Annotated in this window: 17 protein-coding genes and 1 pseudogene; 13 read left to right on the top strand and 5 right to left on the bottom strand. The window is 45.0% G+C overall.

The genetic code is table 11. The features are described 5' to 3' along the window. Positions 1 to 18 precede the first annotated feature (18 nt). A complete protein-coding gene (locus B3R91_RS10670; RefSeq protein WP_286797599.1) occupies positions 19 to 330 on the top strand; it encodes a helix-turn-helix domain-containing protein in 312 nt (103 codons plus the stop codon). After that, positions 320 to 520, top strand: a pseudogene (locus B3R91_RS10675) (transposase); the annotation flags it as partial. The gene B3R91_RS10670 and the pseudogene B3R91_RS10675, both read left to right, overlap by 11 nt. A gap of 113 nt (positions 521 to 633) precedes the next feature. Here B3R91_RS10675 and phoR read toward each other — a convergent pair. Together phoR and phoB are read right to left on the bottom strand one after the other, a co-directional pair. Continuing rightward, positions 634 to 1,758, bottom strand: a complete 1,125-nt coding sequence (phoR, locus tag B3R91_RS10680) for a phosphate regulon sensor histidine kinase PhoR (RefSeq protein WP_286797581.1) — start codon at positions 1,756 to 1,758, stop codon at positions 634 to 636. 15 nt (positions 1,759 to 1,773) lie between these two features. Continuing rightward, positions 1,774 to 2,472: a phosphate regulon transcriptional regulator PhoB gene (phoB, locus tag B3R91_RS10685; RefSeq protein ID WP_068408338.1), complete on the bottom strand. Its 699-nt coding sequence runs from the start codon at positions 2,470 to 2,472 to the stop codon at positions 1,774 to 1,776. Positions 2,473 to 2,962: 490 nt separating this feature from the next. On the opposite strand from phoB, the gene pstS reads away from it, so the two are divergent. The 4 genes from pstS to pstB all read left to right on the top strand — a co-directional run bounded on the left by pstS (position 2,963) and on the right by pstB (position 7,149). Next, positions 2,963 to 4,129: a phosphate ABC transporter substrate-binding protein PstS gene (gene pstS, locus B3R91_RS10690; protein ID WP_286797583.1), complete on the top strand. Its 1,167-nt coding sequence runs from the start codon at positions 2,963 to 2,965 to the stop codon at positions 4,127 to 4,129. A 46-nt stretch (positions 4,130 to 4,175) separates the two neighbouring features. Beyond that, positions 4,176 to 5,126: a phosphate ABC transporter permease subunit PstC gene (gene pstC / locus B3R91_RS10695; protein WP_286797585.1), complete on the top strand. Its 951-nt coding sequence runs from the start codon at positions 4,176 to 4,178 to the stop codon at positions 5,124 to 5,126. A gap of 116 nt (positions 5,127 to 5,242) precedes the next feature. Next, positions 5,243 to 6,157 (top strand): phosphate ABC transporter permease PstA, encoded by a 915-nt coding sequence (gene pstA, locus B3R91_RS10700; RefSeq protein ID WP_286797586.1) that lies wholly within the window; start codon positions 5,243 to 5,245, stop codon positions 6,155 to 6,157. 113 nt (positions 6,158 to 6,270) lie between these two features. Further along, a complete protein-coding gene (gene pstB, locus B3R91_RS10705; protein WP_414707564.1) occupies positions 6,271 to 7,149 on the top strand; it encodes a phosphate ABC transporter ATP-binding protein PstB in 879 nt (292 codons plus the stop codon). Between the two features lie 97 nt (positions 7,150 to 7,246). Here pstB and B3R91_RS10710 read toward each other — a convergent pair whose 3' ends face one another. From B3R91_RS10710 to B3R91_RS10720, 3 genes are all read right to left on the bottom strand, one after another. Next, a complete protein-coding gene (locus B3R91_RS10710; protein WP_286797588.1) occupies positions 7,247 to 9,724 on the bottom strand; it encodes a copper-transporting P-type ATPase in 2,478 nt (825 codons plus the stop codon). Between the two features lie 306 nt (positions 9,725 to 10,030). Further along, positions 10,031 to 10,648 carry a DUF411 domain-containing protein gene (locus B3R91_RS10715; RefSeq protein ID WP_286797590.1) on the bottom strand — a complete coding sequence of 206 codons (618 nt, stop codon included), beginning with the start codon at positions 10,646 to 10,648 and terminating at the stop codon, positions 10,031 to 10,033. A gap of 601 nt (positions 10,649 to 11,249) precedes the next feature. Continuing rightward, entirely contained in the window at positions 11,250 to 12,377 is a 1,128-nt protein-coding gene (locus B3R91_RS10720; protein WP_286797591.1) for a M14 family metallopeptidase, read from the bottom strand. A gap of 166 nt (positions 12,378 to 12,543) precedes the next feature. Here B3R91_RS10720 and otsB point away from each other — a divergent pair, with 166 nt between their 5' ends. From otsB to B3R91_RS10755, 7 genes are all read left to right on the top strand, one after another. Next, complete coding sequence (gene otsB / locus B3R91_RS10725) at positions 12,544 to 13,545, top strand: trehalose-phosphatase (RefSeq protein ID WP_286797592.1); 1,002 nt, start codon at positions 12,544 to 12,546, stop codon at positions 13,543 to 13,545. Between the two features lie 32 nt (positions 13,546 to 13,577). Then, positions 13,578 to 15,224 carry an alpha,alpha-trehalose-phosphate synthase (UDP-forming) gene (locus B3R91_RS10730; RefSeq protein ID WP_286797594.1) on the top strand — a complete coding sequence of 549 codons (1,647 nt, stop codon included), beginning with the start codon at positions 13,578 to 13,580 and terminating at the stop codon, positions 15,222 to 15,224. An 18-nt stretch (positions 15,225 to 15,242) separates the two neighbouring features. Beyond that, the gene (locus B3R91_RS10735; protein WP_286797595.1) at positions 15,243 to 16,409 is read left to right on the top strand and encodes an acyl-CoA dehydrogenase; all 1,167 of its coding nucleotides are present in this window, start codon (positions 15,243 to 15,245) and stop codon (positions 16,407 to 16,409) included. 83 nt (positions 16,410 to 16,492) lie between these two features. Next, positions 16,493 to 17,314 carry a PIG-L deacetylase family protein gene (locus tag B3R91_RS10740; protein ID WP_286797600.1) on the top strand — a complete coding sequence of 274 codons (822 nt, stop codon included), beginning with the start codon at positions 16,493 to 16,495 and terminating at the stop codon, positions 17,312 to 17,314. Further along, the gene (locus B3R91_RS10745) at positions 17,298 to 18,083 is read left to right on the top strand and encodes a class I SAM-dependent DNA methyltransferase (protein ID WP_286797596.1); all 786 of its coding nucleotides are present in this window, start codon (positions 17,298 to 17,300) and stop codon (positions 18,081 to 18,083) included. Before B3R91_RS10740 ends, B3R91_RS10745 begins: the two co-directional genes overlap by 17 nt. A gap of 24 nt (positions 18,084 to 18,107) precedes the next feature. Continuing rightward, positions 18,108 to 18,791 carry a glycosyltransferase gene (locus tag B3R91_RS10750; protein ID WP_286797597.1) on the top strand — a complete coding sequence of 228 codons (684 nt, stop codon included), beginning with the start codon at positions 18,108 to 18,110 and terminating at the stop codon, positions 18,789 to 18,791. 267 nt (positions 18,792 to 19,058) lie between these two features. Beyond that, positions 19,059 to 19,247, top strand: a 189-nt coding sequence (locus B3R91_RS10755; protein WP_286797598.1) for a CsbD family protein, incomplete at its 3' end; no start/stop codon positions are given.

A 19,247-nucleotide genomic window follows, 5' to 3' on the forward strand; every position in this document is an offset into this window, starting at 1 on the left:
CAAAGTGAGATTGCAACCATGAGCTATACACATCTAAGCCTAGGTGAACGATACCAGATTTATGCCCTTAAAGGGGCAAAACATAGTATTAATTTTATAGCGAGGGCGTTAAACAGAAGTCCCAGTACCATATCAAGAGAGCTTAGGCGTAATAAAAGCCTACGAGGTTACCGAGCAAAGCATGCTAATAACAAGGCTTGTGACAGACGAGCTAACAACGCCACAACTATTGTGGCTGACCTCTGGGCATGGGTGACAGACAAGCTTAAAGAGAACTGGAGTCCTGAGCAAATATCTGGCGTTCATGCTGGTATCAGTCATACCCGTTAAGTCGAACTCTAAAAACAGCAACAATGACACACTAGACTGGTATTTGTATCGTTGCCGTCACTTGGTAGAAAACGCTTTTGCTAGGTTGAAACATTTTAGGGGCATTGCCGCGCGATATGATAAGCTCAAAGATAGCTATGCAGCAGCGGTAATGCTTGCTTGTGTCTTTATCTGGTTGCCACTCATTTGAATTCTATACACATCCTAAAAGGTATTGTTAAATTATCATAATCGCTATGTTGAATTGACCGAGGAAGGTAAACGATAATAAACCTAAAGGTTAAAAGCTAAAAGGTAAGAAACTCAATCTATAACAGCTGAACGAATATGAGCAGGAGGAAATACGGCGCTAAAGGTTGAGCCTTTGCCTTCTGTCGATGTGATTTGCAGGGTTGTGTCGTATTGATATAACACATGCTTGACTATTGCTAGCCCCAGCCCTGTGCCGCCTGTTTCCCGACTACGCCCGCTGTCTACTCGGTAAAAACGCTCGGTCAATCGCGCGACATGCTCGGGCGCAATACCAATACCATTATCGGTGACGGCAAAGCGACAGCCTTCTGCCACTTTTGCCCAACTGATAACAATATTGCCGCCTTTTGGCGTATATTTAATGGCATTGATGACCAAATTGGACAACGCACTGTTTAAATACATCTCCGAGCCGTAGAGACCATCATAGGTATCTATCTGCAGGTGCAGCGTATGGCCGTATTCTTGATTATACGCTTGCGCGTCGTCATAGACATGGGTGAGCAGCTTAGTCATATCAATATAATGCAGCTCATGCGTCTCTTCGATTTCAATTCGTGATAGCAATAATAAGTCATTGACCACCCTATTCATACGCGTAGTCTGCTGCGTCATTAGCTCAAACCCGCGTCGCCATTGCCGCGGCATCTCTTCTTGATCAGAAAAATTCTCCAGATAGCCCATCAGTACGGTGAGTGGTGTTCGCAATTCATGCGAAACATTGGCCACAAAGTCGCGGCGCATTTGCTCTAAGTGTTGTAAGCGGGTCACATCATAAATAATCAGCAGCTTTTCATCGCCAAAAGGCGTGAGCTCACATTTAAGATAACGGTTAGGGTCACGCCATGACTTCATGTGTACGCCATCATTGGGCGTGATCTTATTCTGATAGTACTGATGAAACTCAGGGACATTAATAAAGTCAAAAATACTTTTGCCATGGTCCGCTGACTGTAGCAATAATAAATCTTCGGCGGCCTGATTCCACCACTCCAAACCATCGTCACCATTGAGCAAGATAACCGCATCTCGCAATGCGCGTAAGGCACTTCTGATTTTTTGAAGCTGATCGGTAGAATTTTGCTGCAAGATTTGATGGTCCTGTTGTTTTTTACTTTGTTGCACTGTATCTGACTTGGCGTTTTCTGGTTGGGCGTTTTCTTCAAGCACTGTCATGCATACCTCACATTTTTATTGAGCCAAACTAGAAAATCGATAACCTGTCCCGCGCACCGTTTGAATCAAGGTACTACAATCGTAAGGCTGGAGCAGTTTACGTAAACGCCTGATATGTACATCAATCGTGCGATCTTCGATATAGACATTACCGCCCCAGACCTGATCGAGCAATTGAGTGCGCGTATAAGCACGCTCTGGATGACTCATAAAAAACGCCAGTAATCGATATTCTGTCGGCCCGATATCGATGACTTGATTGTCAGCGGTAATGCGTTGGCTTTTGGGATCGAGACTAAGCTTGCCTATTTCGATCGGCTTATCACTACTAAGCGCACGACCACGGCGTAATACCGCTTTGATTCTTGAAATCAATTCACGCGTTGAAAACGGCTTGGTCATATAGTCATCAGCGCCCGCATCAAGCCCATGAACCTTGCTATCCTCTTCACTTTTGGCCGTCAGCATAATTACTGGTATCTCGCCCAACATCTCATCGCTTTTAAGCATGCGGCAAAAATCAATACCGCTTTTATCACCCGGTAACATCCAATCGAGCAAAATCAGCGCGGGTCTGTGATCGACCACTTGCTGATGCGCCTCTGCCACGTCAGCCGCTTCTAAACTCTCAAAGCCCGCCATCTCTAGCGTCATTACCACCATCTCACGAATTGCAGGTTCATCTTCTACAATCAAAATCTGCTCACTGCGCATACCATAGCCTTATTATTAAATGACAAAGTTGAAAGTCAAAGTTAAAAGACAAGAACCTAGAAATAAATAAAACAATATTAGGCGCCAGCATTAGCTGCCAATGCCTGCCCATTAAACGGCTTAATTATGACAGTTTAATGACACTGAGTTTGAAATCCGCTTTTACGAAAACGCCTGCCCACATCATAACGATTTTTGCACAAGATATCAGCCGCCATTAGCACTAACTTTGCCCTTTATCACACGTCTATTCTAATTAAATGACTTTTTTCATAAAAATGTCTTATTTCATCAAACTGTCATATTTGCGCGGCACAATGGGCTCATCGACCACCAAGCGTCTTTGCAATAAATCATTTTTAATAAAGCGTTATGAACAAAGCAGTATGAATAAAGCACCATTTATAAAACATCGAAATCAGCTCTGTTATTTATAAATATCCAATACTCAACTATGTTTACTTAATATCATTACTTTTTAGGAGAAATAATGCGTTATTCATTAATAGCTTTAGCCGTCGCGAGTACCTTAACCTTAGCTGCTTGTAATAAAAACTCCAATAGCAATGAAAGCAACGAGCCCGCTACTTCGGCGCAATCAACTACCGCTACTACCGACACCGCAAACGTTACGTCGTCAACCGCTAAATCAGCTGACAATGTATCAATGAATATCACCGGCGCAGGCGCTTCTTTCCCGCAGCCTATCTATGCTAAATGGTCAGATGCCTATCATAAAGCAACTGGCGGTCAAGTGAACTATCAGTCGATTGGTTCATCGGGCGGTATCAAACAAATCGTCGCAAAAACGGTGGATTTTGGCGCGTCCGATGCGCCGATGACGCCAGCGGAATTAGAGGAAGCCGGTCTGATTCAATTCCCGACCGTTATCGGCGGCGTGGTACCTATCGTCAATATCGATGGCGTTGCGCCTGGTCAATTGAAGCTCGATGGAAAAATGCTCGCTGACATCTATCTTGGTAAAATCAGCAAATGGGATGACCCTGCCATCAAAGCTATGAATCCTGACTTAAGCCTTCCTGACGCCGCCATTACCACAGTGTTCCGCTCAGACGGTTCGGGCACAACCTTTAACTTTACCGATTATTTAGCCAAAGTGTCAAACGATTGGAAAGACAGCGTTGGCGTCGATAAAACCGTGAAATGGCCAACCTCGGCAACCGGTGCTGGCGGTAAAGGTAACGAAGGCGTGTCAAGCTATGTGACGCGTATGAAAAACTCTATCGGCTACGTTGAATACGCTTATGCTAAGCAAAACAGCATGGCACACGTTGCTCTAAAAAATGCCGCTGGCAACGTCGTGCAACCATCTGCGCAGACATTTGCCGCCGCCGGTGACATTGATTGGTCAAAGCAAGAAGGCTTTTATAAAGTCATCACCAACTCTGAGACGGCTCAAGCATGGCCTATCGCCGCTGCGACCTTTATCTTAGTCCACAAACAGCCGCAAGATGCCAAACAAGTGGCAGGTGTTCTTAACTTTTTCGATTGGGCTTATGCGCAGGGCGATGATGATGCAATGAGTCTTGATTACGTGCCTTTTTCAGATACGGCCGTGGCTTTATTTAAAGCAAAATGGAACGAAGTGGTAGACAGCGAAGGTAAGCCTGTTTATACCGCAACTCAAAGCAATTAATACTCCCACTCATCAAGCGCAGTCTTATTAGATTACTGAGGCTTTTATGGCAAACCTAAAATCCCAACTGGCAAAACAAAAACGCTATGATGCAATTTTTGTCAACGCCACCAAAGCATTTGCAATCTTGGTACTGTTGTCGCTTGGCGGCATCATGCTGTCATTGATTGTTGGCGCGTGGCCAAGTATCACTAAGTTTGGCTTGGGATTTTATACCAGTAATAACTGGGATACGGTGAACGATCAATACGGTGCGCTTGCACCCATTTACGGAACGGTGGTCACCTCTCTTATCGCTATCTGTATTGCCGTACCAGTTAGCTTTGGGATTGCTATCTTTTTAACGGAACTTTGCCCCAACTTTTTAAAAAAGCCCTTGGGTATTGCCATCGAGCTGCTGGCAGGTATTCCTTCTATCATCTACGGCATGTGGGGCTTGTTTGTCTTTGCACCGTTTTTTGGTGATCACATTCAGCCTTGGTTTATTGAAAATATTGGTCCCCTACCTATTGTTGGTAAGGTTTTTACCGGTGCGCCGATGGGTCTTGGACTGTTTACCGCCTCGTTAATACTGGCGATTATGATTATTCCTTTTATCGCCGCCACCATGCGCGATGTTTTTTCTGTGGTGCCAGATCTACTCAAAGAATCGGCGTACGGTATGGGCGCCACCACTTGGGAGGTGATGTTCAAAATTATCTTACCTTATACCAAAGCAGGTGTGGTTGGTGGCGTGATTTTGGGACTTGGCCGAGCGCTTGGCGAGACGATGGCCGTTACCTTCTTGATTGGTAATGCCTTTAATATCAGCCCAAGTCTATTCACCTCTGGAGTGACCATCACTTCAGCGCTGGCCAACGAGTTTGCTGAAGCGTCAAGCGAGCTGCACTTAGCGTCATTACTACATTTAGGGTTAATACTGTTTGTGATTACCTTTATCGTTTTGTCGATATCTAAGCTCATGCTGATGCGTATTGACCAAAAAGCGGGTAATTAATAGCGCTGATAATGATAAACAATAAACAATAAACAATAAACAATAAACACCTATAGTAATTTCAATATAACAAAGATACAGCAGCCATTATTTGACCTAAGAAGGACAAACACTTCATGACTTTCGCACCAGTTACCACGCAAACTACCCAGCCAAGCCAGTCTTCTGTACGCTTTGAAGATCGCTATAACAAGCGACTTTATAACAAGCGCCGTTTTATCAATAGATTGGGACTTGGTTTTGCCTTATCAGCGCTTGTATTTGGTTTGGTTTGGCTGATTTGGATTTTGATGACGTTGTTTATTGAGGGCTTGCAAGGTTTAGTTGAGATGCCTGTCTTTATAGCCGATACGCCGCCACCGATGGGCGAAGGCGGTCTACGTAACGCTATTGTTGGTTCAGTGATGTTGGCTTTTTCGGGCTTGGCGATTGGTGCGCCAATCGGCATGATGGCGGGTATTTATTTAGCAGAGTTTTCACAGGGCAGTCTACTCGGTAAAGTCACCCGATTTTTAAATGATATTTTATTGTCGGCCCCATCTATCGTGATTGGTCTGTTTATTTATGCCCTGATGGTCAAAGGACAGAGCTTTTCGGGTTGGGCTGGTGCTTTGGCATTGGCGCTAATTGTGATTCCTATTGTCGTGCGGACGACGGAAAACATGCTAAATCTTGTACCTAATACCCTGCGCGAAGCGGCTTACGCACTAGGTACGCCAAAATGGAAGCTAGTCAGTACCGTGACCCTGAAGGCTGCCAAAGCCGGTCTGACTACTGGTGTGCTGCTCGCTTTTGCGCGTATTACCGGTGAGACCGCGCCTTTGCTATTCACCGCGCTAAACAACCAGTACTTTAGTACCGATATGAGTGAGCCAATGGCTAATTTACCCAATACGATTTATCAATTTGCCATGAGTCCTTATGACAACTGGCATGCACTGGCTTGGGCGGCGGCGCTACTCATTACCGCGACAGTATTGCTATTAAATATAGCCGCGCGCTTCATCGGTGACAAACATCATAGTAGATAGGTTAAAGCGATTACACCTCTAAGAAAACAGCCAAAAAACCCTTACTTAACAAGACTTTAAAAAAAATGGAGACCATTATGACGGATGTACTAGAAAGAAAAGCAACTAAGCTAATGACCAATACCAACAGCACGCGCCGTTTACTGGATGATGTGCTGGCCAATCATGGTCAATATCAACAGCCAGATATTGGCCGTTTTATCAAGCAAACGATGGCAGATATGCCAGACGACATGCCACCTACCAAGATTGCCGTTCGCGATTTGGATTTTTATTATGGCGATTTCCAAGCATTAAAAAATATCAATATTGATATTGCAGAAAAAAAGGTTACCGCTTTTATTGGCCCATCAGGCTGCGGCAAATCAACGCTGCTACGTACCTTTAACCGTATGTACGACTTGTATTCGAGTATGCAGGCTAAAGGAGAAATCACCCTTGATGATCAAAATATTTTGACAAAAGATACCGATGTGAATTTGCTGCGAGCGCGTGTTGGTATGGTCTTCCAAAAGCCCACGCCCTTCCCGATGTCCATTTATGACAACGTCGCATTCGGCGTCCGTCTTTACGAAAATCTCAGCAAAGCAGAATTGGATGGGCGTGTCGAGTGGGCACTTAAAAAAGCGGCATTATGGCTGGAAGTCAAAGATAAACTCAAAGCGTCAGGCTTGTCACTATCGGGCGGTCAACAGCAGCGACTTTGTATCGCTCGCGCAGTAGCAACGAAGCCTGAAGTCTTGCTATTAGATGAGCCAACCTCAGCGCTTGACCCTATCTCTACGGGCGCGATTGAAGACTTGATTAGCGATTTAAAAAACGACTATACCATTGCTATCGTCACTCATAATATGCAGCAAGCCGCCCGCGTTTCCGACTACACCGCTTATATGTATTTGGGCGATATGGTAGAAATGGGCGAGACAAACCAGATATTCAACAGTCCCGCGCAAAAAGCGACCAGAGATTATATTACTGGGCGTTATGGTTAAATCATTTGGGTATAAAGCTAGATAACTTTGTCCTTATTAAAAGGATTGAAATTGAAGTTCTCTCTTGACAATAAAATGGCTAAATAAAACGTCTTTATCATAAATCTAATCGGCGCAATCTTAGCGCGTTACCAATGACCGATACTGACGATAAACTCATCGCTGCCGCCGCTATCATCGGGCTAAGCAATAATCCAAACGCTGGGTATAGCACGCCTGCGGCAATCGGTACGCCAATCGCGTTATAGACAAAAGCGAAAAATAAGTTTTGTCTGATATTGCGCATGGTCGCGTGGCTGAGCTTATGGGCTTTGGCAATACCCATTAAGTCGCCTTTTAATAACGTCACCCCTGCGCTCTCCATGGCCACGTCCGTACCTGTACCCATAGCAATACCGACATTCGCCTGCGCCAGTGCTGGCGCGTCGTTGATGCCATCACCTGCCATCGCTACCAATTTACCGTGGTCTTGCATCTCTTTGACAATACGGTTTTTGTCCTCTGGTGACACATCGGCATGCACTTCATCAATGCCCAATTTACTCGCGACGGCCTGCGCAGTTTTTTCGTTATCGCCTGTTAGCATGACGACTTTTAGCCCTGCCTTGTGTAGCAGTTCTATGGCATCAGCAGTACTCGGCTTAATCGGATCAGCGACCGAAACCAAACCAGCTGCTTTACCATCTATAGCGACAAACATTACCGTTTCGCCGTCTTTTCTACGGACGTCAGCTTTAGCGGATAGCTCCTGATCAAAACTGTTTAAGCGCTCCATCAGCTTTGAGTTACCGATGGCAACTTGTTTGCCGTTTACTACCGCTTGTACACCCTCGCCCGTGGTTGAATTAAAGTCATGGGCTTTAGCAATAGTCAGCGATTTATCCTGAGCAGCTCTCACGATAGCCTCTGCTAAAGGATGCTCGCTTGCGCTTTCTACCGCAGCAACCAATGCCAAAAACTCGTCTTCATTTTGACCTGCCAGCGCATCAATTGCGGTAAGTGCAGGTTTACCAGCGGTTAGCGTGCCTGTTTTATCGACAACGATGGTATCGACTTTTTCCATCGTCTCTAAGGCTTCAGCGTTTTTGATAAGCACGCCGTTTTGCGCGCCCATGCCCGTACCGACCATGATTGACATGGGCGTCGCCAGCCCAAGCGCACAGGGACAGGCGATGATAAGTACCGCAATCGCATTAACCATGGCATAAGCCATTGCTGGTTCAGGGCCAAATAACGCCCAGACGATAAAGGTGATGATAGAGGCGATAATGACAATAGGCACAAACCAGCCTGCCACTTGGTCAACCAAACGCTGTATGGGCGCGCGGCTACGCTGGGCATCGGCAACCATTTGTACGATTTTGGACAATACCGAATCTGCGCCAACATTGACCGCTTCAACCAATAACGTCCCTGTACCATTTACCGTGCCGCCAGTCACAGTATCGCCCTGCTCTTTAGATACTGGCATCGGCTCACCCGTTACCATGGATTCATCGACGCTACTACTGCCATCGATTACCGTGCCGTCTACGGGTAATTTCTCGCCAGGTCTGACGCGCAACTTATCGCCGCTGACGACTTCATCAAGTGAAACCTCTGTCTCTTCGCCGTTTTCATTGACGCGTCTTGCTGTCGGCGGAGCGAGCTCAAGCAACGCCCGAATGGCCCCTGACGTCTGACTTCTGGCTTTGAGCTCAAGCACTTGACCAAGCAGTACTAAAGTCGTGATTACCGCTGCTGCTTCGTAATAAACGCCGACTTGTCCAGCGCTATCTCTAAAGCTATCTGGGAATATACTGGGAAAGAAAGTTGCCACAATACTAAAACCGTAAGCTGCGCCGACGCCAAGCGCAATCAAGGTAAACATATTTAGATTGCGGCTTTTAATAGACTGCCAACCACGTACAAAAAAGGGTGCTGCGCCCCAAACGACAACGGGAGTCGCCAGTACCAATTGTATGATTTGACCAAGTTGCCCTGAGATATCAAACGAGCCAATTTGATCGAGATTTATCCCAACCATATCGCTCATGGCATAAATGAATAGCGGTAAGGTCAGCAGCGTACATATCCAAAAGCGCCGCGTCATATCGTCGAGCTCTTCGGTATCTTCTTCACCTATGGCGACCGTTTCTGGCTCGAGTGCCATACCGCAAATCGGACAGCCACTATTTCTAACGTCTCTGACCTCAGGATGCATCGGACAAGTATAAACCGTGCCATCGTAATCTTCGGGCACTTTGTCGTATTTACCGCCTTTGACCGACTTGACTTCAGCGCTGCTTTCGTTACTCCCGTGACAATGCGTCTGGTTGTGTTCATGGTTATGATTGTTTTCATGGTGATGATTTTGATGACTTTGATAATTGTCACTGTGGTTATGCTCCACGTGGCTTGCGCCATCTATCTCGTCTTCAGGCTGCAAAAACATACCGCATATCGGGCAATCACTTTTTTCAACATCTCTGACTTCAGGATGCATCGGGCAAATATAGACCGTACCGTTATAATTTTCTGGCACTTTATCGTATTTGCCACCTTTGATCGTTTTTTTATCAACCGTATGTTTCATAAAATCCTTCCTTGAAGACGCTAAGCGCAGATGACAAGCAAAGCTTCTGCTCACTTATCATCAACTCTTGGCTATATCATCAACCTTTAACCAATGTTTCTAACTTTTACTTATTACGTAGGTACTTAAGCAGCCCCATAATCGTCAGTATCAGCACTATAAAAATCAGTAGCATAAACAATCCATAAACGAGAGACCCGCCCTAGCCCATAGCGTGCATCATGAGAATCATTACAGGCTCTCCTTATTTCATTACTTTATAATTAGTCATCATAGAGCGATACAGGACAAAAGTCACCTTTTCAGCTATAGCTGGGCGTTGGCACTATCAATCTCAGCATATACCGCTGTGCTACCGTCTTTGTTGATTTGCATCACTTGATAAGGTGAAAATTTATTTTGGTACTCCATCCCGGGGCTACCCATTGGCATACCGGGTACGGCAAGACCAATAGCCTCGCTTGGCGGATTGGCTAAAAACTGGGCTATATACTTGGCAGGCACATGACCTTCGAATACATAACCGTCGCTCGTGACCGCCGTGTGACAAGAGCGCATATTGCTCGGGACACCATAGCGTTCTTTAAAAACTGCTAAGTCGGCGACATCTTGTCCCGCCGCAGTCATACCGTGATGTTCGGCATGGCTAATCCACTCCTTACAGCAGCCACAATTGGCATCTTTATAAACCGTCGCAGAGACGTTTCTCAGCGCATCACTGTTACTGCTAGAGCTCGTCGACTCAGTTTTAGACGTTTGGACTTTTGAATTCTGGCTGTCTGTTGCCGTCTCTACAGGCGCTGTGGTTGCAGCAGTGGTATTGGTGTCGTTACAAGCAAATAACGACGATGTCACTGTCAGTAGGATAAGCGCACCAAACAATTTATGCTGCTTAAAAGTTAAGTTATGGTTATCAGGTTTCATACATACCCTCTCGTCATTTATTGTTTAATGTCGCATGTGATATTTATAATCAAAAAGAGCTGTCTTTCATTTTTAAATTTGGAGCAATACGTTAAGCGTTTGACCCGATATCACGACACTATCATCATACATGCATGATACATGAATCCTTCTGACTAACAGATGACGTTAAGATTACAATATTGTCATTCTCCCACTTTGAAATTTTCACAGATAATTTATTTGACAATTTTTAAGAAAAAACAAAAGGGCAGTACTAGGGCGTGTCTTCATTTTAAAAATGGTGATAAAAATGAGATAAATTGCAGTCAAACAAGGAAAATAGTGCCGTTAATATCGGGATATTACNNATTGAATTGAAGACACGCCCTAGCGATAAGTGGTTTAATTATGTCGTTTTTTATCAAGTCATCAAGAGCCGATTAAAACAGATTTATTTAACAAAAATGCAAAATTACTGCTACCCGCCATTTAATAACCTTGTAATTGCCTAGAGCAAAAGCTAAAAACTGAGCGTTTAAGCTCCTGCCCTAAACAATTAAACCATCACTATTAAATTATTGTCATGAAACCATCTGATTAACTTGCAGCAAATTTATGATTAACGCAACTCATCAACGACCGCCAGCATAGCGACCAACGAGGCTTCCCCTAATTTAATAGAACGCTCAGGTGACCAGCCTGTATCTTCAAAAGGTAAATTGGCATTCTCTTTAAATGGCATCTCTAAAGTATTGGCAAGGCAATCAAAACGCTCGGCTACCCAGTGGGTGGCAATCGTCATATTTGCTGTGCCCGGCGCATCAATGTCATAACCAAATTTAGACTGAAAATCGGCACTGGCCAATTTTAAGACTTCTGAGAATTTATCACGTAGATGGGCAAGGCGGTCGTTATAGCTTGGCGTGCCCTGCGAGCCGGCAAGGAACACATACGGCAGCGCTTCATCGCCATGCACGTCATAAAACAAGTCCACGCCCGTTTCTTGCATTTTATTGATGACATGAAATACTTCAGGGCTTTTTTCTAAGCTTGGGTTTGCCCATTCACGGTTTAGATTCGTCCCTACCGCATTGGTACGCAGGTGCCCGCGTACACTACCATCAGGATTCATATTCGGTACAATATAAAAATTGGCTTTTTCCAATAACAACTTAGCCGTGGCATTATCCTCGTCTAACAAACTGTTCAATAGCCCCTCAACCAGCCATTCAGCCATTGTCTCGCCCGGATGCTGGCGCGCCGTAATCCAGATACTGCGCTTCTTGCTATCACCATCACCTACTTTTACTAAGGTTAAGTCGCGTTTATCAAGCGTTTCGCCCAAATGCTCTAAACATGCGAGCGGATGCACTTGCACCGCCGCTAACAAGTCTTGATGACGCTCATAACTGTACGGGGCGAAATACGCAATTTGAATACTTTCGCACGCAAGCTCTGCCGTTATCGTTAACTTACCATCCTTATAAGAGGTTGGCAGACGGAACCAATACTCGCGATCATAGGAAGCCACCGCTTGATAATCCTCCCAGCCTGCAAGGTAGGACGCCTTCCCTGCATTCGTAATATTGAGTACGTACTGCTCGCCAACTTCGCCTGATAGACGAAAGTTAAACCACTGAAAAAACTCTCCTCCCACGTCTGGACGAATCGCCAGTTGAATGTTGGTTTGATCTTCTGCATTGATAACCTCAATATTACCGGCATCGAAATTTGCGCTGATATGCATAATCTTTTCCTAATGGTTTTTGTAAATTAAAAGACAGATACTAAAAAAACTTATACTAAATACCATATTTTGTCCATCGTAGTAGGATGGACTTTATGGCAAACTTATGAGGAAGCTTGATGGCTAGCTTAGAACATCATATAACGCGTTAAGATAAGGATAACATGTGACTTCAGGAAGAAGCGTCCCAGCAAATAGCGCCCCTATCAGACCTCCTATATATATTGCGCCAAATCACTTCGCTGATTATCTCTCTCATCAGCAGCACTACTGCTTGTTTTTAGATATCGACGGCACGCTTGCTGACTTTACCTTGAACCCGAAAGACAGCTTTATCCCCGCTACCACTTTAACACTTTTACAAAACATACAAAATTATGACGTCAAAATGGCTGCTGTTACTGGGCGCAGTCTAGCCGAAGCAAAGCAAATGCTGGCGCCGCTAAGCTTACCCATCGCCGCAACGCATGGACTAGAAATAGACTTTGAAGATAACGAATCTAATAATAATACGAGCGTTTCATCCGTCGACAGCGCTGAGCTTGCTGCTATAAAACAAGCGCTTATCCGCTCTTGCTTGCGCTATGACGATTTTATCATAGAAGACAAGCCCTACTCCGTTGCCCTCCATTATCGTCAAAATTCCGCCTTAGCCGATATCGCTTATCGCATTATAACCACAATCGTAAAAAACCATGGCGATTGGATAGTAAAACAAGGTAAATATGTCTGGGAAATCGCGCCTAAAGACGCCGATAAAGGCAGTGCGATTTTGACCTTACTAAAAAAATTTCAGGCTAACAATAGGCTTTGTCCTATCTTTATTGGCGACGACATCACCGATGAAACAGGATTTATGGCAGTACAAGGCGACAAGCACATGACAGAAAAAAGTCGCTTTATACAAAATAACGAACCACGAGAGGATTCTAAACCACCCATAAAAGGTATGGGTATGAAAGTAGGTTATGACGGCACTGAGCCAACGTGTGCGCATTATTATGTCAATAATATTTTTGAGGTCACGGTATTGCTTGAGAGCTTTTTGAAGTTTTGCCAACAGCGCCCAACCTTATCTCTCAAGTTACCTGGTTTAACAGAGCGAGTTTCGCTACTAACAGACACTGACCGACACCCATCAAAAAATACCGCGAGACCACTGACATGAGCCGCTTAATTGTCTTATCTAACCGCGTAAAGATGCCCGATAACCACCCTATGGCGGGCGGGCTTGCTGTCGCATTGCAAGACGTCTTAATCGGCAAATCAGTCATCTGGATGGGCTGGAATGGCGAAGTCGTCAATGACAACAACGCCAATAACACCGACGCCGCCAATACATTTAGCAGTATTCAACAACGCTTTATGGCGAGCAGCAAGGCAAAAACCCGCGCCACACAAATCACTTATATGACCACCGCTTTTACCACCCAGCAATATCAGCATTTCTACTGCGGTTTTGCCAATAATGTATTGTGGCCTCTACTGCATGAGCAAACGGCGCTTATCAGCCAAGCTACAGATGATTATGCGGGCTATCAGGCGGTCAATCGTTTATTTGCGCGCCAATTAAAAAGTATCATCCAGCCTGACGATGTCATTTGGGTCCATGATTATCACTTTTTAAGTGTGGCGTATCATTGCCGAAAGATTGGTATCAACAATCGCATTGGGCTTTTTTTACACATTCCCTTTGTGGCGCTGGATTTTTGGCAACAGCTTAAGCAAAGCGCTGAGCTCATTCATCATCTGGCGCATTATGATGTGCTCGGTACCCAAACCCAGCAAGGATGCACCAATTGCGTTGACGTTTTTCAGCATTATTTAAAAGACAGGTTGTCAGAAAATCGTTTGAACGAAGAGAGAGCGGAAAAAGAAAGTGTAGATAAAGAAGACGTGCTAGCAAACAGCTTAGCAGAAAACAGCGATGTCGGACTTACACCCATCAATGTCTTACAAAAAAACCAATCTTTTACTCATGCTTACCACTCATCTGGGACAGCACTAACGCTTAATTTAGACTTTAAACCTCAGCATTGTTTATTGATTAACGCCTATCCGATCGGTATTAATGTCGCAAGAATCCAGCAGCAGGTCAGTCAGTTAGCCTCGCCTCTACCTGCACATTTGGCGCAGCATAATGTATATAAAAAAACCGACAAGACGACGACACAACAAATTATCGCGGTAGATAGAATTGACTATTCAAAAGGCTTATTAAGACGTTTTTCAGCCTATCGTGATTTTTTAGAGCATTATCCAAGCTATCAAAATCAGCTGCAATTATTACAAATCGCTTGTCCTAGTCGCTTAGATTTGCCAACTTATCAACGGCTTTATCAGGAAGTTAAACAAACAGTCAGTGATATAAATCAGCAATTTTCAACTGACAACGGTGCTTGGCAAGCGATTAAATATAGCGAAAACGTCTTAAACCATGAGCCCTTGATGGCCGCATTTTGGCAAAGTGATATCGGCTGGGTCAACTCCTTAAAAGACGGTATGAATCTGGTGGCTAAAGAATATATCGCCGCGCAAAATCCTGATGATCCGGGCGTGCTCATGCTCTCGCGTTACGCAGGAGCCGCTGAGCAAATGCAAGCAGCGGTCATTGTCGATCCGCATCAACCCACGAGTATGATAGAAGGACTAAGGACGGCATTGACGATGCCATTAAAAGAGCGACAGTTACGCTATCAAGTATTGCTACAAGGGCTACATCAAGATGACTTATACGCTTGGCAGCAACGCTTTTTAGACGATTTGTATTTAGATGGCCGATATGATAATAAAAAACGGTCAGCAGATGATGGCGCTTTTGATGCCATTCAAATGTCTGATTCATAACAATAATTAGGAGACTGTATGCAAGTGCCCGATGCCAAAAACGCTTTATTAATAAATATAAAATCTGCTATAGAAGAAGTTATACAAGCAGAAAACCAAACTATCGGCAGTTTGGCTATGACCGATAAGTTGCGCCGTGAAATATTAACGATTCTAGTCGGTTATAGCGACGAAATCCCTCACCCTGCTAGTGGTGCTAGGGCTATTGCCGGTGCTGAAAATGTTATAAGCGAAGGCGATACGACGAACGCTCAAAACAATAAACAAGCAAGCAAGCCAAATCAGTCTAACACCTTGATTCGATGGCAAGTCTTGGCTTATGTGTCGAGCCTAGATTTAACACTTGCGAAATGGTTTGAATCGCATTTGGATGCGTTAAGTATTTTGCATGAAGTCGGCTACGATAAAGCGCCTCAAGGCTTATGGGCGGTTTGGGCAGCAGAAGGACACCCAGACCCGATACGTCATACAGAGGGCAAAATCAGCGGTAGCAAGGCATGGTGCTCGGGCGCCAACCTCGTGGATTATGGGTTGATGACTTATCGCGATGAGCAGGGACAAGCGCAACTATTGATGGTGGATATGCACCAATCTGACATTGATATTGATAATAACGCTTGGCAGGCCGTCGGCATGCAAGCCACTAATACGGCAACCATACAGTTCCATGAGGTAGACGCCATTAATGTAGGTGCGCCAAATGCGTATTTAGAACGGGTAGGATTTTGGCATGGCGCGGCAGGCGTTGCGGCTTGCTGGTACGGTGCGACCGCTTGCATTGCCAATTATTTAATAACCGCTTATCAGCATAAACCCAATGATTATAAAGCCATGTATTTGGGTCAAATCAGCACAGCATTGGCCGTTACTCAGCAGTATTTTTATCATGTTGCTGACTTAATAGAGAGTAAGCCGCAGCAAAACCATGAACTTGCTATCCGTCAATTACGCGCCAACGTTGAGCGAGTAGCACGCCAAGTGATGGAAACAGTCGGACAAGCATTAGGGGCGGCGCCGTTTTGTGGCAATGCCCACTTTGCGAGGTTAACCGCAGATTTGGCGGTATTTATTCGTCAAAGTCATGGTGCCTTTGATTTACAAAAAATCGGCGAGCTATCTAGCGCTTTCGACCGCGCCACAAACAGTGATTCGACAGACAGGCAGGACAATATATGGCAACTATGAAACCAAAAGCAAATGTGCTGGTACAAGACTTTGCTGGCTATCAGGCAGAAAATGATACTCAGCCTTTGACGACACATAATGTGATGTCGGCGCACTCAGCACCCTTAGCGCACTTAGCCAAGCCTGAGCATCCGATTGTCGGTGACCGTATCATTGAAGGCGATGGTACCAGCACCGATGCTTGGCAACACTGGCAGGGACTGCACGATTTACCTCGACTAGATATAGCAAAAAGCTTCCCGCCGCAGCAGCGCGTCTGTGTATTTGCGCCGCATCCTGACGATGAGATATTGGGCTGCGGCGGACTGCTGCAACAATTGGCCGCCAACGGAAATCCTATCGCCCTTGTGCACGTGACCAACGGCACACAAAGTCACCCAGACTCGCAGATTTATCCGCCGCACCTGCTTGATACTATCCGCCCGCAAGAGAGCTTAGCGGCATTAGAAGTGTTAGGCATTGCGCAGCAGGTGACCTGTATGTCTTTAGCGCTAACCGATGGTGATGTTTTTGCTGAGCGGGCACAGTTTCACCAAAAATTAGCAGCAATTATTCAACCTGATGATATTTTAATCACGCCTTTTGTACATGATGGTCATCCCGATCATGAAGCAACAGGACAAGTAGTCGCCGCTTTCGCTAAGCAACACCAACTCGCCTTTTATCAAGTGTTGATTTGGGCATGGCATTGGGCAAAACCTGCCGATAGTCGTATTCCTTGGCACTGCACGCTCAGGGTGGACTTAACGCCCGAGCAGTTACAGCGCAAAACCGAGGCTATCGCCTGTTTCAAAAGCCAAATAACCGTTGATGAAAGTACAGGCAACCCGCCTATTTTATCGGCTCAAACCATCGCTAGAATCAGCCAACCTTGGGAAGTTTATTTATATGAGCCACAATCTTAAATTGACACCGCCAATGCATGAGGTCGGTAATTTGCAGGTATCTACAACCGACTTACATACTGTTCATACTGATTTGTCGAATGGTAAAAAAGAGACGACAGCCACTGCTTATTCAGAAAGCTATTTTGATGCGTTATATAACGACAATAGCGATCCGTGGCAGTATCAGACCCGCTGGTATGAAAAGCGTAAACGCGATATGTGTCTAGCGGTGTTGCCACAAGCAAAATATACCAATGCCATCGAGTTAGGCTGCGGTAACGGTGTGTTCAGTGCCCTACTTGCCAGCCGTTGTCAGACCTTGGTCAGTATTGACGGTAATAAACAGGCCGTGCAACTGGCTAAGCAACGTTTGGCAGATGTCAGGCATGTAAAGGTCATACAGGGTGTCATTCCTAAAATATTACCGACTGCGAAATCGCATTTTGATTTAATTGTGATTAGTGAAATTTTATATTACTTATCGCCAAATGATATTGATACCGTCATCGCTTGGATTCAGCAAAATCTTGCGGTAGGTGGCACGTTACTATGCTGCCATTGGCGCTATAACATCGATGGCTTTACCATGACGGGTGAAACGGTACACCAACGTCTGCACCACGCATTTAATAGGATAAGTAATGAGGTAAACTCTGCGCAAATACAGCAAGTTGATAGTCAAAACCCTACCTTTACCCATCAAAGTAAAGTCGTCGATAGCGATTTTTTATTGGATGTGTGGCAACGTTCGGTAGAAACGGTGGCTATGCAAGAAAACTTGGTTTAACGTTAAATCCGCCGAGTAAAATGCATGAATACTACAAATATCGCTATCGTCATTCCTGCTCATAACGAAGCGCTGACCATCTCTAAATGCTTGGCATCGGTGCAGACTGCCATTGAGCAGCTGCCCTCTACCATTACCGCCACTGTGCTCGTGGTGCTCGACAGTTGTAGCGATGACACACTCACATTGGTCAAGCACGCTGGTGTGGATTATTTATGCTGTGATTACCGGTGCGTGGGGCAAGTGCGAGATTTGGGCATTCGTCATGCGATTGCCTCTGGCGCGACTTGGCTTGCCTGTACCGACGCTGATTCGCTTGTCACAGCAGATTGGCTAACGCAGCAAATCGCTCATATTAATCATCAGCCGACTGCTATGATATGCGGCGTTGTGAGCGTTGATGACTGGGCGCATTTAACGCCCCAAACCCGCAAAGACTATATCGCTCACTATCAAGATAAGATGGGACATCGTCATATTCATGGGGCAAATTTGAGCTTTAGTAGTGCAGCGTATCTCGCTGTTGGCGGTTTTGCTGCCCTGCCTTGCCATGAAGATGTCGATTTGGTTAAAAAATTTGAGAAGCAAGATTTTGCTATCACTTGGAGCAATCGCGTTCGGGTCATTACTAGCAGCCGCTTACAAGCGCGAGCGGCAGAAGGGTTTGCCGCATTTTTAGCAAACTTAGAAACCAGCCATTCACAGTAATTTGCTTTAAAAAGTGTGACAAATTTTATGAAAATAGTGCATTTATGACACCGCGTATACCTTGCTAACACAATGAATCTATCGCTAAGATTTGGGTAACACTCTACACATCGGGGCTACAGACAACGCAATTATCCATGTTTATATTAGGTTTGTTAGCTAAGGAGTTGTGCCTGCTGATAACCCATAAGTGAGAAATATAACAAAGCAAATTGATGGGTTCTAAAAAAATTAATGTAATCTAATAATAGGAAAAGGAATACCACTATGAATGAACATACGCTAAAAGGTGATTGGAACCAACTTAAAGGCTCAGTAAAACAGAAGTGGGCTGACTTGACCGATGACGATCTCACGCACATCGAGGGCAGCCGTGATAAGTTGGTTGGCCGTGTTCAAGAACGTTATGGCCATAGTAAAGAAGATGCCGAACGGAGAGTTTCCCAAACTTTGTGT

This window comes from Psychrobacter sp. UBA6291, assembly GCF_002439405.1.
Classification (GTDB): Bacteria; Pseudomonadota; Gammaproteobacteria; order Pseudomonadales; family Moraxellaceae; genus Psychrobacter; species Psychrobacter faecalis.

What these genes read in the sequence shown, in the direction of transcription:
- B3R91_RS10670 (WP_286797599.1), top strand. Translation starts at nt 19, where the DNA reads ATGAGCTATACACATCTAAGCCTAGGTGAACGATACCAGATTTATGCC.
- phoR (WP_286797581.1), bottom strand. Translation starts at nt 1,758, where the DNA reads ATGACAGTGCTTGAAGAAAACGCCCAACCAGAAAACGCCAAGTCAGAT.
- phoB (WP_068408338.1), bottom strand. Translation starts at nt 2,472, where the DNA reads ATGCGCAGTGAGCAGATTTTGATTGTAGAAGATGAACCTGCAATTCGT.
- pstS (WP_286797583.1), top strand. Translation starts at nt 2,963, where the DNA reads ATGCGTTATTCATTAATAGCTTTAGCCGTCGCGAGTACCTTAACCTTA.
- pstC (WP_286797585.1), top strand. Translation starts at nt 4,176, where the DNA reads ATGGCAAACCTAAAATCCCAACTGGCAAAACAAAAACGCTATGATGCA.
- pstA (WP_286797586.1), top strand. Translation starts at nt 5,243, where the DNA reads ATGACTTTCGCACCAGTTACCACGCAAACTACCCAGCCAAGCCAGTCT.
- pstB (WP_414707564.1), top strand. Translation starts at nt 6,271, where the DNA reads ATGACCAATACCAACAGCACGCGCCGTTTACTGGATGATGTGCTGGCC.
- B3R91_RS10710 (WP_286797588.1), bottom strand. Translation starts at nt 9,724, where the DNA reads ATGAAACATACGGTTGATAAAAAAACGATCAAAGGTGGCAAATACGAT.
- B3R91_RS10715 (WP_286797590.1), bottom strand. Translation starts at nt 10,648, where the DNA reads ATGAAACCTGATAACCATAACTTAACTTTTAAGCAGCATAAATTGTTT.
- B3R91_RS10720 (WP_286797591.1), bottom strand. Translation starts at nt 12,377, where the DNA reads ATGCATATCAGCGCAAATTTCGATGCCGGTAATATTGAGGTTATCAAT.
- B3R91_RS10730 (WP_286797594.1), top strand. Translation starts at nt 13,578, where the DNA reads ATGCCCGATAACCACCCTATGGCGGGCGGGCTTGCTGTCGCATTGCAA.
- B3R91_RS10735 (WP_286797595.1), top strand. Translation starts at nt 15,243, where the DNA reads ATGCAAGTGCCCGATGCCAAAAACGCTTTATTAATAAATATAAAATCT.
- B3R91_RS10740 (WP_286797600.1), top strand. Translation starts at nt 16,493, where the DNA reads ATGTCGGCGCACTCAGCACCCTTAGCGCACTTAGCCAAGCCTGAGCAT.
- B3R91_RS10745 (WP_286797596.1), top strand. Translation starts at nt 17,298, where the DNA reads ATGAGCCACAATCTTAAATTGACACCGCCAATGCATGAGGTCGGTAAT.
- B3R91_RS10750 (WP_286797597.1), top strand. Translation starts at nt 18,108, where the DNA reads ATGAATACTACAAATATCGCTATCGTCATTCCTGCTCATAACGAAGCG.